General features: G+C 71.6%; 14 protein-coding genes and 1 tRNA gene. 11 read left to right on the forward strand and 4 right to left on the reverse strand.

Annotation, left to right across the window (positions count from 1 at the left end; translation table 11 throughout):
• Positions 1 to 79: 79 nt before the first annotated feature.
• Positions 80 to 346, reverse strand: a complete 267-nt coding sequence (locus tag H9X71_RS12440) for a hypothetical protein (protein ID WP_191147374.1) — start codon at positions 344 to 346, stop codon at positions 80 to 82.
• Between the two features lie 53 nt (positions 347 to 399).
• On the opposite strand from H9X71_RS12440, the gene H9X71_RS12445 reads away from it, so the two are divergent.
• The 8 genes from H9X71_RS12445 to pstB all read left to right on the forward strand — a co-directional run bounded on the left by H9X71_RS12445 (position 400) and on the right by pstB (position 9,586).
• Positions 400 to 1,092 (forward strand): winged helix-turn-helix domain-containing protein, encoded by a 693-nt coding sequence (locus H9X71_RS12445; RefSeq protein WP_191147375.1) that lies wholly within the window; start codon positions 400 to 402, stop codon positions 1,090 to 1,092.
• Positions 1,061 to 1,975 (forward strand): mycothiol synthase, encoded by a 915-nt coding sequence (gene mshD / locus H9X71_RS12450; protein WP_191147376.1) that lies wholly within the window; start codon positions 1,061 to 1,063, stop codon positions 1,973 to 1,975. The genes H9X71_RS12445 and mshD overlap by 32 nt, the downstream gene beginning before the upstream one ends.
• A gap of 93 nt (positions 1,976 to 2,068) precedes the next feature.
• A complete protein-coding gene (locus H9X71_RS12455) occupies positions 2,069 to 4,249 on the forward strand; it encodes an RNA degradosome polyphosphate kinase (RefSeq protein WP_191147377.1) in 2,181 nt (726 codons plus the stop codon).
• A gap of 77 nt (positions 4,250 to 4,326) precedes the next feature.
• The gene (locus H9X71_RS12460; RefSeq protein ID WP_191147378.1) at positions 4,327 to 5,277 is read left to right on the forward strand and encodes an NUDIX hydrolase; all 951 of its coding nucleotides are present in this window, start codon (positions 4,327 to 4,329) and stop codon (positions 5,275 to 5,277) included.
• A 181-nt stretch (positions 5,278 to 5,458) separates the two neighbouring features.
• Positions 5,459 to 6,559, forward strand: coding sequence for a phosphate ABC transporter substrate-binding protein PstS (locus H9X71_RS12465; RefSeq protein WP_191147379.1), 1,101 nt, complete (start codon positions 5,459 to 5,461; stop codon positions 6,557 to 6,559).
• 102 nt (positions 6,560 to 6,661) lie between these two features.
• Positions 6,662 to 7,663 (forward strand): phosphate ABC transporter permease subunit PstC, encoded by a 1,002-nt coding sequence (gene pstC / locus H9X71_RS12470; protein ID WP_191147380.1) that lies wholly within the window; start codon positions 6,662 to 6,664, stop codon positions 7,661 to 7,663.
• Complete coding sequence (gene pstA, locus H9X71_RS12475; protein ID WP_191147381.1) at positions 7,663 to 8,763, forward strand: phosphate ABC transporter permease PstA; 1,101 nt, start codon at positions 7,663 to 7,665, stop codon at positions 8,761 to 8,763. Before pstC ends, pstA begins: the two co-directional genes overlap by 1 nt.
• A gap of 43 nt (positions 8,764 to 8,806) precedes the next feature.
• Positions 8,807 to 9,586 carry a phosphate ABC transporter ATP-binding protein PstB gene (gene pstB, locus H9X71_RS12480; protein ID WP_043673462.1) on the forward strand — a complete coding sequence of 260 codons (780 nt, stop codon included), beginning with the start codon at positions 8,807 to 8,809 and terminating at the stop codon, positions 9,584 to 9,586.
• A 75-nt stretch (positions 9,587 to 9,661) separates the two neighbouring features.
• Here the strand turns inward: pstB and H9X71_RS12485 are convergent, their stop codons facing one another.
• The 3 genes from H9X71_RS12485 to H9X71_RS12495 all read right to left on the reverse strand — a co-directional run bounded on the left by H9X71_RS12485 (position 9,662) and on the right by H9X71_RS12495 (position 12,323).
• On the reverse strand, positions 9,662 to 10,534 hold the full coding sequence (locus H9X71_RS12485; protein WP_191147382.1) for an anti-sigma factor: 873 nt from the start codon (positions 10,532 to 10,534) through the stop codon (positions 9,662 to 9,664).
• Positions 10,531 to 11,133 (reverse strand): sigma-70 family RNA polymerase sigma factor, encoded by a 603-nt coding sequence (locus tag H9X71_RS12490; protein ID WP_191147383.1) that lies wholly within the window; start codon positions 11,131 to 11,133, stop codon positions 10,531 to 10,533. The genes H9X71_RS12485 and H9X71_RS12490 overlap by 4 nt, the downstream gene beginning before the upstream one ends.
• Positions 11,134 to 11,690: 557 nt before the next feature.
• Complete coding sequence (locus H9X71_RS12495; protein ID WP_191147384.1) at positions 11,691 to 12,323, reverse strand: DNA-directed RNA polymerase subunit beta; 633 nt, start codon at positions 12,321 to 12,323, stop codon at positions 11,691 to 11,693.
• Positions 12,324 to 12,395: 72 nt separating this feature from the next.
• Between H9X71_RS12495 and H9X71_RS12500 the strand changes: the two genes are divergently transcribed.
• From H9X71_RS12500 to H9X71_RS12510, 3 genes are all read left to right on the forward strand, one after another.
• Entirely contained in the window at positions 12,396 to 12,566 is a 171-nt protein-coding gene (locus H9X71_RS12500) for a hypothetical protein (protein ID WP_191147385.1), read from the forward strand.
• Between the two features lie 34 nt (positions 12,567 to 12,600).
• A tRNA-Lys gene (locus H9X71_RS12505) sits at positions 12,601 to 12,676 on the forward strand.
• Positions 12,677 to 13,076: 400 nt separating this feature from the next.
• Positions 13,077 to 13,745: an SGNH/GDSL hydrolase family protein gene (locus tag H9X71_RS12510; protein ID WP_191147386.1), complete on the forward strand. Its 669-nt coding sequence runs from the start codon at positions 13,077 to 13,079 to the stop codon at positions 13,743 to 13,745.
• Positions 13,746 to 13,826: the final 81 nt, after the last annotated feature.

Consider the following 13,826-nt stretch of genomic DNA (forward strand, 5'->3'; position numbering starts at 1 on the left):
GGTGAAGAAGAGTTCCAGAGCAAGCAGCGACGACATGGTCTCAATCTACCCCACGGTCGGGCCCGCCGGACCGGCCGGGTCAGGCCGATGCGGGCAGGAGCAGCACGACGGCGGTGGCCGCGGCCAGCACGAGCACGGCGCCGACGACGCTGCCGGTGGCGCGGTCCACGAAGCCGGTCTTGCGGGGCAGCGCCAGCTGGATCACGAAGGTCGCGACGACGCACACGGCGAGCACGAGCGGGAACCAGCGCGGCGCCGCGTCGGGCCCGACCGCGACGGCCACCACGACCGCGCCGACGGCGGCGGCCAGCCAGACGGGGACGAGGCTGCGCAGGGGGGAGGTCACCCCGCAATCCTGCCCCACGTATCATGGGGTCAATTCATCCATGGAGGATCCCTGTGGCCCAGCTGTTGATCCTGACCTCGTCCGCGGACACCGACGTCCTGCCGGCTCTCGGGCTCCTCAGCCACCGGACCCGCCACGTCCAGGCCGACGCGGCCAGCCTCGTCAACGCCCCCGCGGCCGACCTCGTGCTGGTCGACGCCCGCCGCGACCTCGCCAGCGCCAAGTCGCTCTGCAAGATCCTCACCACCACGGGCGGCGGCACGCCCCTCATCCTCGTGCTCACGGAGGGCGGGCTCACCGCGGTCAGCGCCGACTGGGGCGCCACCGACGTGATCCTCGACTCCGCGGGTCCCGCCGAGGTCGACGCCCGCATCCGCCTCGTCATCGGGCGGGCCGCGCAGGAGCAGACGGGCAGCAAGATCCAGGCCTCCGGCGTCGTCATCGACGAGGCCAGCTACTCGGCCAAGGTGCACGGCAAGCCGCTCGACCTGACCTTCAAGGAGTTCGAGCTGCTCCGCTTCTTCGCGAGCCACCCGTCGCGGGTCTTCACGCGCGAGCAGCTGCTCAGCGAGGTGTGGGGCTACGACTACTTCGGCGGCACGCGCACGGTCGACGTGCACGTGCGGCGCCTCCGGGCCAAGCTCGGCGACCTCGAGTCGCTCATCGGCACGGTGCGCAACGTCGGCTACCGCTTCAACGTGTACGAGGAGGACAGTGAGCGCGTTCCCGCCCCCGTCGGATCCTGACGCCGTCCGCGTCGAGCGCGTCCGCCCGACGCCCGACGCGGTCCGCGGGATCCTCGCGCTCGCCGACCGCGCCCGCGCGGCCGACGGCGTCGCCCCCTACAACGAGCAGACGCGCCTGACGCTCGGCGCCGACGACGGCCCCGACGCGCTCGTCGTGCGCGGCGCGGCCGACGAGGTGCGCGGCGCGGCCGTCGTGGCCCGCGGCGACGTCGGCGCGGAGGCCGAGCTCGTCGTGGATCCGGCGCACCGCCGCCGCGGGATCGGCCGCGCCCTGCTCCACGCCGTGCTCGAGGGCGCCGGCGCGTCCCCCGTGTCCGTCTGGGCGCACGGCGACCACCCCGCGGCACGCGCGCTCGCCGCGGCGACCGGCCTCGACCGGGCACGCGAGCTGCTGCAGCTGCGCGCGTCCGTCGCCGAGGCGCGCGCGGCCCTCGGCGCGCGCCCGATGCCCGATGGCCTGGCCCTCTCCTCCTTCACGGCGGACGACGCCGACGACTGGGTCGCGCTCAACGCGCGCGCCTTCGCCGGCCACCCCGAGCAGGGCCGCATGACGCGCCGCGACCTCGACGACCGCGCCGCCGAGCCCTGGTTCGACCCGTCGGCCCTGCTCCTCGCCCGCGACGCGGACGGCCGCCTCGCGGGCTTCCACTGGCTCAAGGTCGAGGACGGCCAGGCGGAGGTCTACGTGCTGGGCGTGGACCCCGACCGCGCAGCCCGCGGGCTCGGATCCGCCCTCCTCGCCGCCGGCCTCGAGCTGCTCGCCGACCGGCGCCACGAGGAGGTCGACCTGTACGTCGAGGCGGACAACGCGCCCGCCCTCGCGCTCTACCGCCGGGCCGCGTTCCGCGACGCCGCGGTCGACGTCCAGTACCGCCGCGCCTGATCCCCGTCCCTCCCACGGCGCGCCCCCGAGGCGGTTCACCGTGCGTTCACCTCCCGGAGGGCGCAGCGCACACCGCGATGCCATGATGGGCGGATGGACAGCGAGACGTACATCGGCGACGCGAAGGCGGTCGCCGAATCCCTGGACGACTTCGACGAGGACGAGATCCTCGAGGACGACGGGACCCTCCCCGAGGGCCGCTTCCTCGACCGCGAGCTGAGCTGGCTGGCCTTCAACCGCCGCGTGCTGGAGCTCGCCGAGGACCCGCAGCTGCCGGTCCTCGAGCGCGCCAACTTCCTCGCCATCTTCGCGAGCAACCTCGACGAGTTCTTCATGGTCCGCGTGGCCGGCCTCAAGCGCCGCATCGCCACCGGCCTCGCCGTCCCCACGAACATCGGCCGCACGCCCGCCGAGGTGCTGTCCGCCATCAACGAGACCGCGTACCGCCTGCAGGTCCGCCACGCGGCCGCCTTCAACGACAGCGTGCGCCCGGCGCTCGAGGAGCACGGCATCCGCATCGTCCGCTGGGACTCGCTCGACGAGGCCCAGCAGGACCGCCTGCACGAGCTGTTCTCCGAGCGGGTGTTCCCGGTGCTCATGCCCCTCGCGGTGGATCCGGCCCACCCGTTCCCCTACATCTCCGGCCTGTCGCTCAACCTCTCGGTGCGCATCCGCAACCCGAAGACGAACCGCCAGGAGTTCGCGCGCATCAAGGTGCCGCAGATGCTGCCGCGCTTCATGCCGCTCACGCCCGACACGCGCTCCGGCCCCATCGACTTCATCGCGCTCGAGGACCTCATCGCGAACCAGCTCGAGACGCTGTTCCCGGGCATGGAGATCGTCGAGCACCACGTGTTCCGCGTCACCCGCAACGAGGACGTCCAGATCGAGGAGGACGAGACCGAGAACCTCATCCAGGCCCTCGAGAAGGAGCTGCTGCGGCGCCGGTTCGGCCCGCCCATCCGCCTCGAGATATCGGACGACATGGACGCGGTCACGCTCGACCTCCTCATGCGCGAGCTCGACATCACCGAGCAGGAGGTGTTCACGCTCCCCTCCCCGCTCGACCTGGGCGGCCTGTTCGACCTCGCCAAGCTCGACCGGCCGGCGCTGCACTACCCGAACAACGTGCCGACGACCGCCGTGGCGCTGAAGCCCGCCGAGGACAACTCGCGCGCCGACATCTTCCGCTCCATCGCGCAGCAGGACATCCTGCTGCACCACCCCTACGAGTCCTTCACCACGAGCGTGCAGGCGTTCCTCGAGCAGGCGGCGGCGGATCCGCACGTGCTCGCCATCAAGCAGACCCTCTACCGCACGAGCGGCGACAGCCCCATCGTCGAGGCGCTCATCGACGCGGCCGAGGCGGGCAAGCAGGTCCTCGCGCTCGTGGAGATCAAGGCGCGCTTCGACGAGCAGGCCAACATCACGTGGGCGCGCAAGCTCGAGAAGGCCGGCGTCCACGTGGTCTACGGCGTCGCCGGGCTCAAGACCCACTGCAAGCTCGCGCTCGTCATCCGCCAGGAGAAGGGCGGCGTGCTCCGGCACTACAGCCACATCGGCACGGGCAACTACAACCCCAAGACGAGCCGCATCTACGAGGACCTCGGGCTCCTCACGGCGGACGACGTGGTGGGCAAGGACCTCACGCGCCTGTTCAACGAGCTGTCCGGCTACGGCATCGAGAAGAAGTTCAAGCGCCTGCTCGTCGCCCCGCTGCACCTGCGCAAGGGCCTGCTCAAGCGCATCGCCGTGGAGACGCAGAACGCGCTCGACGGCAAGCCGAGCGGCATCCGCATCAAGGTCAACTCCATCGTCGACGAGAAGATCATCGACGCCCTCTACCGGGCCAGCAACGCGGGCGTGCCCGTGCAGGTCTGGGTGCGCGGCATCTGCTCGCTCATGCCGGGCAAGCCGGGCCTCAGCGAGAACATCGAGGTGCGCTCGATCCTCGGCCGCTACCTCGAGCACTCGCGGGTCTTCTCGTTCGTGAACGACGGCGACCAGGCCACGTACATCGGCAGCGCCGACATGATGCACCGCAACCTCGACCGCCGCGTCGAGGCGCTCGTGCGGCTCGTGCACCCCGCGCACCTGCAGGAGATCGAGGACCTCTTCGACCGCGCCATGGCCGACACCACGTCGGCGTGGATCCTCGACGCCGACGGCGAGTGGACGCGCCGCAACGAGGACGCCGACGGCAACATCCTCGAGGACCTCCAGACGGCGGTCATGGGCATCGTGTCCAAGCGCAAGCGGCGCGTGCTCCGCTGAGGGGGACTCCGCTGAAGGGCACGCCGCCGGGCGGCGCACCCGCGACGCGATCACGGGCGGCCGCCGACCCGGCTAGCGTGGGGGACGTGCCACCCGCCCCCTCCGTGTTCGCCGCCGGCGCCGTGGTCTGGCGCGTCGTCGAGGGTCGGATCCGGGTGCTCATCATCCACCGCACCCGCCGCCGCGACACGTCGCTGCCCAAGGGCAAGGTGGATCCGGGCGAGACGCTGCCGCAGACCGCCGTCCGTGAGGTGCACGAGGAGACCGGCCTGCGGGTCGCGCTCGGCGTGCCCCTCGGCGCCATCGAGTACGGCATCTCGGGTGGGCGACGCAAGTCGGTGCACTACTGGTCCGCCGAGGCGACGGACGCCATGGTCGCCGCGGGTCGGTTCGAGCCGGACGACGAGGTGGAGAGCGTGGAGTGGGTGTCGATCCCCAACGCCCGCAAGCGCCTCGACTACCCCGGCGAGATCGACATCCTCGACCTGTTCGCGGGGCTGGTGGAGACGGGGTCGCACCGGTCGTTCGCCCTCATCGCGCTGCGCCACGGGCACGCCGTCCAGCCGTACGAGTGGGACGGGCGCGACGCCGGCCGACCGCTGAGCGAGCGCGGCCGCCGTGAGGCCGCGTCCATCGTGGCGACGCTCGCGGCGTTCGGCCCCCGCGTCATCACGAGCAGCACCGCCGAGCGCTGCCTGCAGACCGTCGCGCCCCTCGCGGAGGCGCTGGGCCGCCGGGTCAAGGAGGACGCCGGCATCAGCCAGGACGCGTACGAGACCGACGGCGGATCCGTGCGGGAGACCGTCGCGAAGCGCGTCCGTAAGGCCCGCAGCGCCGTGCTCTGCAGCCACAGCCCGGTGCTGCCCGAGATCCTGCACGAGATCGCCCTCGCGACCGGGACGCCCGACGCGAGCCGCATGCCGCGCGCGGGGATGCTGTCGCCGGCCGAGTTCTCCGTGGTGCACCTGTCGGCGTCGGATCCCGAGGCGGGGATCCTCGCGGTGGAGACGTACGGCCCCTCGGCCTGAGCCCGGGCGCACGCCCGACCGACCACTGTGCCCCCGCCCGGCTGAGCCCGTGCCGATCCGCGCGGTCTGTTCACCTCCCGTTCACCGGAATCGGCCGAGCCGGTCAAGAGCCCGACATAGCTTCTCCGAGGGGCTCGCACCGGCCCCGCCACAGCACGAATCACCCGGAAGGCCCCACCACGTGAAGATCTCGCGTCTCAGCAGCGCAGCAGCCCTCGCTGCCGTCACCGCTCTCGCCCTGTCCTCCTGCGCATCGAACGAGGCGGCCGCCCCTGCCGCCGACGGCGCCACCGCGTCCACGCTCGAGGGCACGCTCAACGGCATCGGCGCCTCGTCGCAGGGCTCCGCCCAGGAGGCCTGGATCCAGGGCTTCCAGACCGCGAACACCGGCGTCACCATCAACTACTCGCCCGACGGATCGGGCGCCGGCCGCGAGGCCTTCATGGCCGGCGGCCAGAACGCCAACTTCGCCGGCTCCGACCGCGCGCTGAAGACCGACGAGCTCACCGGCACCTTCGGCCAGTGCGCCGACGGCACGAAGCCGATCGACATCCCGGCCTACATCTCCCCCATCGCCATGATCTTCAAGATCGACGGCGTCAAGGAGCTCCACCTCGACCCGGCCACCGCCGCGGGCATCTTCAAGGGCACCATCACGAAGTGGAACGACCCGGCCATCGTCGCGCTCAACCCCGAGGCCACGATGCCCGACGCCGCCATCACGGCCGTGCACCGCTCGGACGACTCGGGCACCACCGAGAACTTCGCGAAGTACCTCAACACCACGGCCAAGGCCGTCTGGGACGCCGAGCCCAAGGGCGTCTGGCCCTACGAGGGCGGCGAGGCGGCCCAGGGCACCTCGGGCGTCGTCGACGCCGTGTCCGGCGGCACCAACGTCATCGGCTACGCCGACGCGTCGCGCGCCGGAGACCTCGGCACCGCGAAGATCAAGGTCGGCGACGAGTTCGTCGGCTTCTCGCCCGAGGCCGCGGCGGCCGTCGTCGACGCCTCCCCCGAGGCCGAGGGCCGCGAGGACAACGACGTGGTCTTCGACCTCGACTACTCGACCACCGAGGCCGGCGTCTACCCGATCGTCCTGGTCAGCTACCTCATCTCCTGCCAGGAGTACAAGGACCCCGCCGTCGGCGAGCTCGTCAAGGCGTACCTCGGCTACGTGACCAGCGCCGAGGGCCAGAAGGTCGCCGCCGACAGCGCCGGCGCCGCCCCGCTCTCCGAGACGGTCGCCGCCCAGGTGAAGACCGCGGTCGACTCCATCAAGTAGCACCCGCTGTCCGCCCCCGGTCCGCTCGCGCGGACCGGGGGCGCTCCCACGGGCGGCCCGCCGCCCACTGCCCCACCATCTCGACCGTAGGGAACCCGACCCATGACGACCGCCGCCCCGCAGCCTCCTGAGGCTCCCGAGTCCGATCGGCCGCGCGACACCGCGGCCGCCGTCCGCAGCAGCCAGGGCGTCAAGGCCAAGGCCCGCCTCGCCGACCGCGTGTTCTCCGGGCTCGCGTCCGGATCCGGCACGCTCATCCTGGTGATCCTCGCGGCCGTCGCGCTGTTCCTCGTGGTGCAGAGCCTCCCGGCCCTCACCGCCCCGCCCGCCGACGTCTCCGGCGGCGCCGGGTTCTGGGGCTTCGTCGGCCCGCTCATGTTCGGCACCGTCTACGCGGCCGCGCTCGCCATGCTCATGGCCGTCCCCGTCGCCATCGGCATCGCGCTCTTCATCTCGCACTACGCGCCCCGCCGCCTGGCGCAGGGCCTCGGCTACATCATCGACCTGCTCGCCGCCGTGCCCTCCGTGGTCTTCGGACTCTGGGGCATCACGGTGCTCGCCCGGTTCCTGCAGCCGTTCTACTCGTTCCTCACCGACTCGTTCGGCTGGTTCCCGCTCTTCGCCGGGCCCGTCTCCGGTACCGGCCGCACCATCTTCACGGTCGCGGTCGTCCTCGCGGTGATGATCCTGCCGATCGTCACCGCGCTCTGCCGCGAGGTGTTCCTGCAGACGCCGAAGCTGCACGAGGAGGCCGCGCTCGCCCTCGGCGCCACGCGCTGGGAGATGATCCAGACCGCGGTGCTCCCCTTCGGCCGCCCGGGCATCATCTCGGCCTCCATGCTCGGCCTCGGCCGGGCGCTCGGCGAGACCATGGCGGTCGCCATCGTCCTCTCCCCCGCGGCGGTCGTGAACTTCGCGTGGTTCCAGTCGACGAACTCGAACACCGTGGCCGCGAACATCGCGCTGAGCTTCCCCGAGGCGTACGGCCTCAAGATCAACGAGCTGATCGCCTCGGGCCTCATGCTCTTCATCATCACGCTGGCCGTGAACATGCTGGCCCGCTACATCATCAGCCGCCGCAAGGCATTCTCCGGAGCGAACTAATGGCGACGACAGCCCCCTCCCGCACGCGGCCCGTCGCGAGCACGCTGCCCAACTCCCTCACCGCCGGGAAGCTCCACCGCTTCACGGCCCCGGCGATCTTCCTCGCGTCGTGGATCGTGATGGCCGTCATCTTCCTGGTGCTCCGCGTCTCGGGAGCCTCCGAGGACTTCAACTACGTGGGGACGGCCGTCTTCGGCACGCTCCTGTTCGGCGTGGCGCTGTTCTGCATCTCGCTCGCCGTGGAGGGCGAGCGGAAGGCGAAGGACCGGGTCATCACGATCCTCGTCACGGTCGCGTTCGTGCTCGCCCTCATCCCGCTGGTCTCGCTCGTGTTCACGGCCATCACCAACGGGTCCGGCCGGTTCGACCCGCTGTTCTTCAACTCGAGCCTCCGCAACGTGGTGGGCGCGGGCGGCGGCGGACTGCACGCCATCATGGGCACGCTGATCATCACGGCCATCGCCGCGGTCATCTCCATCCCCGTGGGCCTGCTGTCGGCCATCTACCTCGTCGAGTACGGCCGCGGCCGTCTCGCCCGGGCCATCACGTTCTTCGTCGACGTGATGACGGGCATCCCCTCCATCGTCGCCGGCCTCTTCGCCTACGCGCTGCTCGTGCTGTTCCTCGGCCCGGGCGTCCGCATGGGCTTCGGGGGCGCGATCGCCCTCTCGGTGCTGATGATCCCCGTGGTCGTCCGCAGCGCCGAGGAGATGCTGAAGCTCGTCCCCAACGAGCTCCGCGAGGCGTCGTACGCGCTCGGCGTGCCGAAGTGGCTGACGGTCGTCAAGATCGTGCTGCCGACGTCGCTGGCCGGCATCGTGACGGGCGTCATGCTCGCCATCGCCCGCGTCATCGGCGAGACGGCGCCGCTGCTCATCGTCGCCGGGTTCACGCAGGGCATGAACTACAACCCCTTCAAGGACCAGATGATGACCCTGCCGGTGTTCGTCTTCCGGCAGTACGCCGACCAGGGGGCGGACGCGGCGGCGTACGTCGACCGCGCGTGGACGGGCGCGCTCGTGCTCATCCTCATCGTCATGGCGCTGAACATCATCGCCCGCCTCATCGCCCGCCTCTTCGCCCCCAAGCTCGGCCGCTAGCGCCCGCTCCCCCGGCCACGAACCCGAACGGTTAGGAACCCCCTTGTCCAAGAGCATCGAAGTCAACGACCTGAACGTCTACTACGGCAAGTTCAAGGCGGTCGAGGACGTCAACCTGCGGATCGAGCCGCGCACCGTCACCGCCTTCATCGGCCCGTCCGGCTGCGGCAAGTCGACCTTCCTCCGCACGCTCAACCGCATGCACGAGGTCATCCCCGGCGCGTACGTGGAGGGCGAGGTCCTCGTCGACGGCAACGACCTCTACGGCCCGGGCGTCGACCCGGTGCTCGTGCGCCGCCAGGTCGGCATGGTCTTCCAGCGGCCGAACCCGTTCCCCACGATGTCGATCCGCGACAACGTGCTCGCGGGCGTCAAGCTCAACAACCGCAAGATCTCCAAGAGCGACGCCGACGCGCTCGTCGAGCAGTCGCTCATGGGCGCCAACCTCTGGAACGAGGTGAAGGACCGCCTGGCACTGCCCGGATCCGGCCTCTCGGGCGGCCAGCAGCAGCGCCTCTGCATCGCCCGCGCCATCGCGGTGCAGCCCGACGTGGTGCTCATGGACGAGCCGTGCTCCGCGCTCGACCCGATCTCCACGCTCGCCATCGAGGACCTCATCGAGGAGCTCAAGGCGCAGTACACGATCGTGATCGTGACGCACAACATGCAGCAGGCCAGCCGCGTCTCCGACCGCACCGCGTTCTTCAACATCGCGGGCACCGGCAAGCCGGGCAAGCTCATCGAGTACGACGACACCACCACGATGTTCTCGAAGCCCAGCGTGCAGGCCACCGAGGACTACGTCAGCGGCCGCTTCGGCTGATCCCGACACCGCATGACGACGGCCCCGCATCCTCTTCAGGATGCGGGGCCGTCGTCATGCGTGCCGGGCGGGCGATCAGGTCGCGGTGACCGCCACGATGGGCTCGGTGGTGGGCTGCTCGGATCCGCCCTCGGGCTCGACCGTGATGGCCACGGTGTCGCCGGAGTGGTACGTGCCGTCGAGCACCGCGCGGCCGGCGCCGTCCTCGGCGGGCATGACGCCCGCGGAGACCGCACCCGACGTGGTGACGTACCAGAGCTGGAGGACGCGCCCCTCGGGGAGCGGCCCGGCGTCGTCCATCTCGACGGCCGTCTTCGCCTGGGAGGCGGAGAAGTAGACGGTGGCCGTGCCGCCGCCGACGACGTCGCGGGTGTCGACGACCACGTCGGACGCGGAGGTCACCTGCTCGTACGCGGAGGCCTGGGGCGACTGCGAGCTGTCGGGGCCGCCCGTGCTCGTGCCGACGACCACGCCGCCGACGACGAGCACGACGGCCGCCGCCGCGACGCCGAGGAGGGCGCCGGGCTTGCGGAACCATCGCTGGTCGGCGCGGGAGGACGCGGATCCGAGACGCTCACGGGGAGCGGACGCGGAAGGCGCGACCGGGGTCGCGGCCGACGGGCCGGTCGCGGTGCCCGCGGCGGGGCGCAGCTGGGTCACGGGAGCCGGTCGGCGGTCGTCCTCCGTCACCGCGGACGGCGCCGGGAGGGGCGGCAGCTGCGGGGTCGCGTCGAGCATCGCCATGATGTCGGCCTTCAGGCGCGGCCCGGGATCCACCGGCTGGGTGGTCCAGGCGAGGTCGGCCGCCGTGGCGCGCAGCTCCTCGACCTCGGCGCGCAGGGCGGGGTCGCGCTCGAGGAGCGCCTCGAACTCGGCCGCCTCGGCGGCGTCGACCGCGCCGAGGGCGTAGGCCGCGGTGAGCGTGCGGAGGTCGTCGTCGGTGGTCATGATGCGACCCCCATCTCGTCGCGCAGGCGGATCATGCCGTCGCGCAGACGCGTCTTCACGGTGCCGATCGGGACGTCGAGCATGGAGGCGACCTCGCTGTGGCTGTAGCCGCCGTAGTACGCGAGGGAGACGGCTTGGCGCTGGATCTCGGTGAGCTTCGTCATCGCCTTCTTCACCCTCTCGTGCTCGATGCTGATCTCGACGGTCTCCGACACCTGGTCGTAGCCGTTCTCGTGGTCGCGGATGCCGATGCGGACATCGCGGTCACGGCTGGACTGGGAGGCGCGCACGCGGTCGACCGCGCGGCGGTGGGCCATGGTGAGCACCCACGTGGTCGCTGCGCCCTTGGCCGGGTCGAAGCGGGAAGCGGACTGCCAGATCTCGAGGAAGATCTCCTGCGTGACCTCCTCCGACTGCGCGTGGTCGACGAGCAGGCGGCGGACGAGGCCGAGGACGCGGGGGGCGAGCTGGTCGTAGAGCTCCGAGAAGGCGCGCTTGTCGCCCTGGGCGACGCGGCCGAGGAGGGCCTCCTTCGACTCGGGGTCCGCCGGCCCTGGCAGGTCGGGACGCTCGATCGATGAAGGCACGAGCCCCAGCATCCCAGACTGGCCTGCGTTCCGCATGCAGGCAGGGCGGGGCCCGGCGAGCTGGGGTGGTGCCGTGGGGAGGTCATGTGGGGCTTCCGGTCGTGGTTCGGGTGGATGGGGCTCGGTGCTGCGGGACGCCGCATCGGCCGGATCCCGCGGTGCGCGGCATCTGGGATGGCCGGTCGGCCTGCCGCACGCCAGGATCCGACCGATGCGGGTCGCACCCTCGCGGGTGCCGCATGCGAGGCGGGTGAACGCCTCACGATGACTCTTCGGCGCGGCGGACGGCGCGGATTGGTCACAGCGGGCAGGTCGTCGCGCGGATCGACGGCACGGACGGATCGGCCGCTCACGAGGGGGCCGGACCCACGTCCGAGCGGACGGAGTGCGGGAGATGAGGAGCCGGGCCGCAGAACGCCTCTCGGCGCGAGGCCGCTCGGAGCGGCGAATATTGGAGCCCGGGGTTACTGCGGCCCGACCTCGTCCACTGTAACCGAGTCGGGACGAGCTGTCGTCCTGCGGGTCGCGCTCACAGCGAACGGAGCGGATCCGGGAGGCGGCCCCGCGGATCAGTCGAGCCGCTCGCTCCGCCAGAGCCGGGCGCACTGCACGAGGTCGGCGGCCATCTGCGAGAGGCGCAGGGCGCGCGTGGTCAGGTCGCCCGCGCGCTCCGGGGACGCCGTGGCGTCGAGGTCGTCGGCGACGCTCGTGGCGCCCAGCGCGGCGAGCCGACTGAACGCGCCAGCACGGTCGAGGGCCACCGCGAAGTCGCCGGTGAAGAGGCCGCGGAGGATGCTGTCGGCGAGCTCCACGATCTCCGCGGGTCCCGTCGGCGCGGTGGCGCCGGCGACGACGGGGTCGATGCTCGTCGCCACGTCGGTGCCGCGCTGGTAGAGCAGGCTGACGCCGTCGGGATCCTGCCGGATGAGCGCGCGCATCAGGTACAGCCGCCAGAGCGCGCCCGGCAGGCTGCGCGGGCTCGCGCGCGACCACAGCTCGGCGACCGCGTCGATCCCGTGCTCGTCGGTGTAGGAGATGAGGCGGTCGACGACCGCGGGGTCGGGATCCGCCCGCACGCGCGCCAGCAGCGCCGACGCGGTCTCGTGGGCCACGCGGCTGATCGTGGCGGGGTCCTCGCCGCCGAGCATGCTCTCGAACTTGGACCCGGAGAACTTGGTGGGCTTGTGGTAATCGCCGGACATCCCGGCAAGCGTACGCCGCGGGCGGCAGCGGTCGTCCGGCGCGCGTCCGGGACGCGCACGTAGGCTGGACCCATGCGCTTCGTCTACGGCCTAGTGGCCCTGTGGCTCGTCCTGGTCGTCCTCGGCTTCGTCGTGAAGGCGCTCGCCTGGCTCGTCGGCGTCGGGGTCTTCCTCGTGGTCGTCACGGTCGTCGCGGGCGCGGTCGTGCGCCGCGGCTCCTCGCGCGACGTCGACCGGCTCTGACCGGGCACCCGCCGTCCCGTAGCATCGGGGGCACGGGCCTCTAGCTCAGTTGGTAGAGCAAGGGACTTTTAATCCCTGGGTCGTCGGTTCGAGCCCGACGGGGCCCACCACCAGGACGCCCGATCCTTCGGACGAACGCGGCAGGCCCTCCGCCGTGCAGGACACGGGATCGGACAAGGGGAAGTCGCTTCCGTGCGACGCCCCGGCGGGTGGCGACCGGCCGTAGCAGGTGCCCGCGACGCTCACATGCGAAGGCGGCGCGCACACTCAGGCGCCCGATGACCAGGTGATCGCGATCCCCGCCGAAGGGCGATGCTGCCCATGCACAGCGAAGAGGTGCACGGCGGCGACGGGCCGGGGACATCGTGGCGTCGCGCCGATTCAAGACCTGACCGCCGGACATCGATGACGCGCTGACCGCCTACGATTCGACACATGGGGAATAGGCGGCGACGCGGTGGCAGCAGGGCTTGGGGCATCGGCGGGGTGGTGCTGGTCGGTTTAGCCGTCGTGGGACTCTCGCTGGCGGCACTCGGACAGGTCGGCAAGCCGTCGGCGGACGCGGGATCCGTACCGACGGGGTCCTCCGCCTCGGCGGCGCCGACGACCGAGCGCCTCACGGCTGTGTACCTCGGTGACTCCTACACGGCTGGTGCCGGAAGCACGAAGCCGTCCGAGATGTTCGCGACGGTCGTCTCCGCGCGTGAGCAGTGGACCACGGTCAACCTCGGCCGGGGCGGGACCGGCTACGGCGCCACCGCCGGCAAGGAGGCGTGCGGCCTCGACTACTGCCCCACATACCGGGAGATGATCCCCGAGGCCGTGGCTGCGGATCCTGACGTGGTCATCGTCTCCGGCGGCCGCAACGATCGCGACGTCGACGCCGCTCTACTCGAGCAAGTCGAGGCGACCTACGCCGACCTCCGCTCCGCACTCCCGGATGCGCGCATCGTCGCGACCTCTCCACTATGGGATGACGACCCGACCGTGCCCGCCGACTTCGATCGCCTCGGTGACACCATCCGCGCGGCGGCCGAGCGTGCCGGCGGCGTGTACCTCGACATCGGGCAGCCCCTCCTCGGGCACCCCGAGCTGCTGTCGCCGGACGGCGTGCATCCGAACGATGCCGGGCACAGGGCGATCGGGGAGAGCATCGACGCAGCTCTCCCGGCGCAGTGACGAGAGAGCATGCGCGCAGATCCGCTCGTCAGGCGAGGTCGCGGGCTTCGTCCGACGCGCCATGACGCCGATCTTGGTTCC

Source organism: Clavibacter zhangzhiyongii (assembly GCF_014775655.1).
Classification (GTDB): domain Bacteria; phylum Actinomycetota; class Actinomycetes; order Actinomycetales; family Microbacteriaceae; genus Clavibacter; species Clavibacter zhangzhiyongii.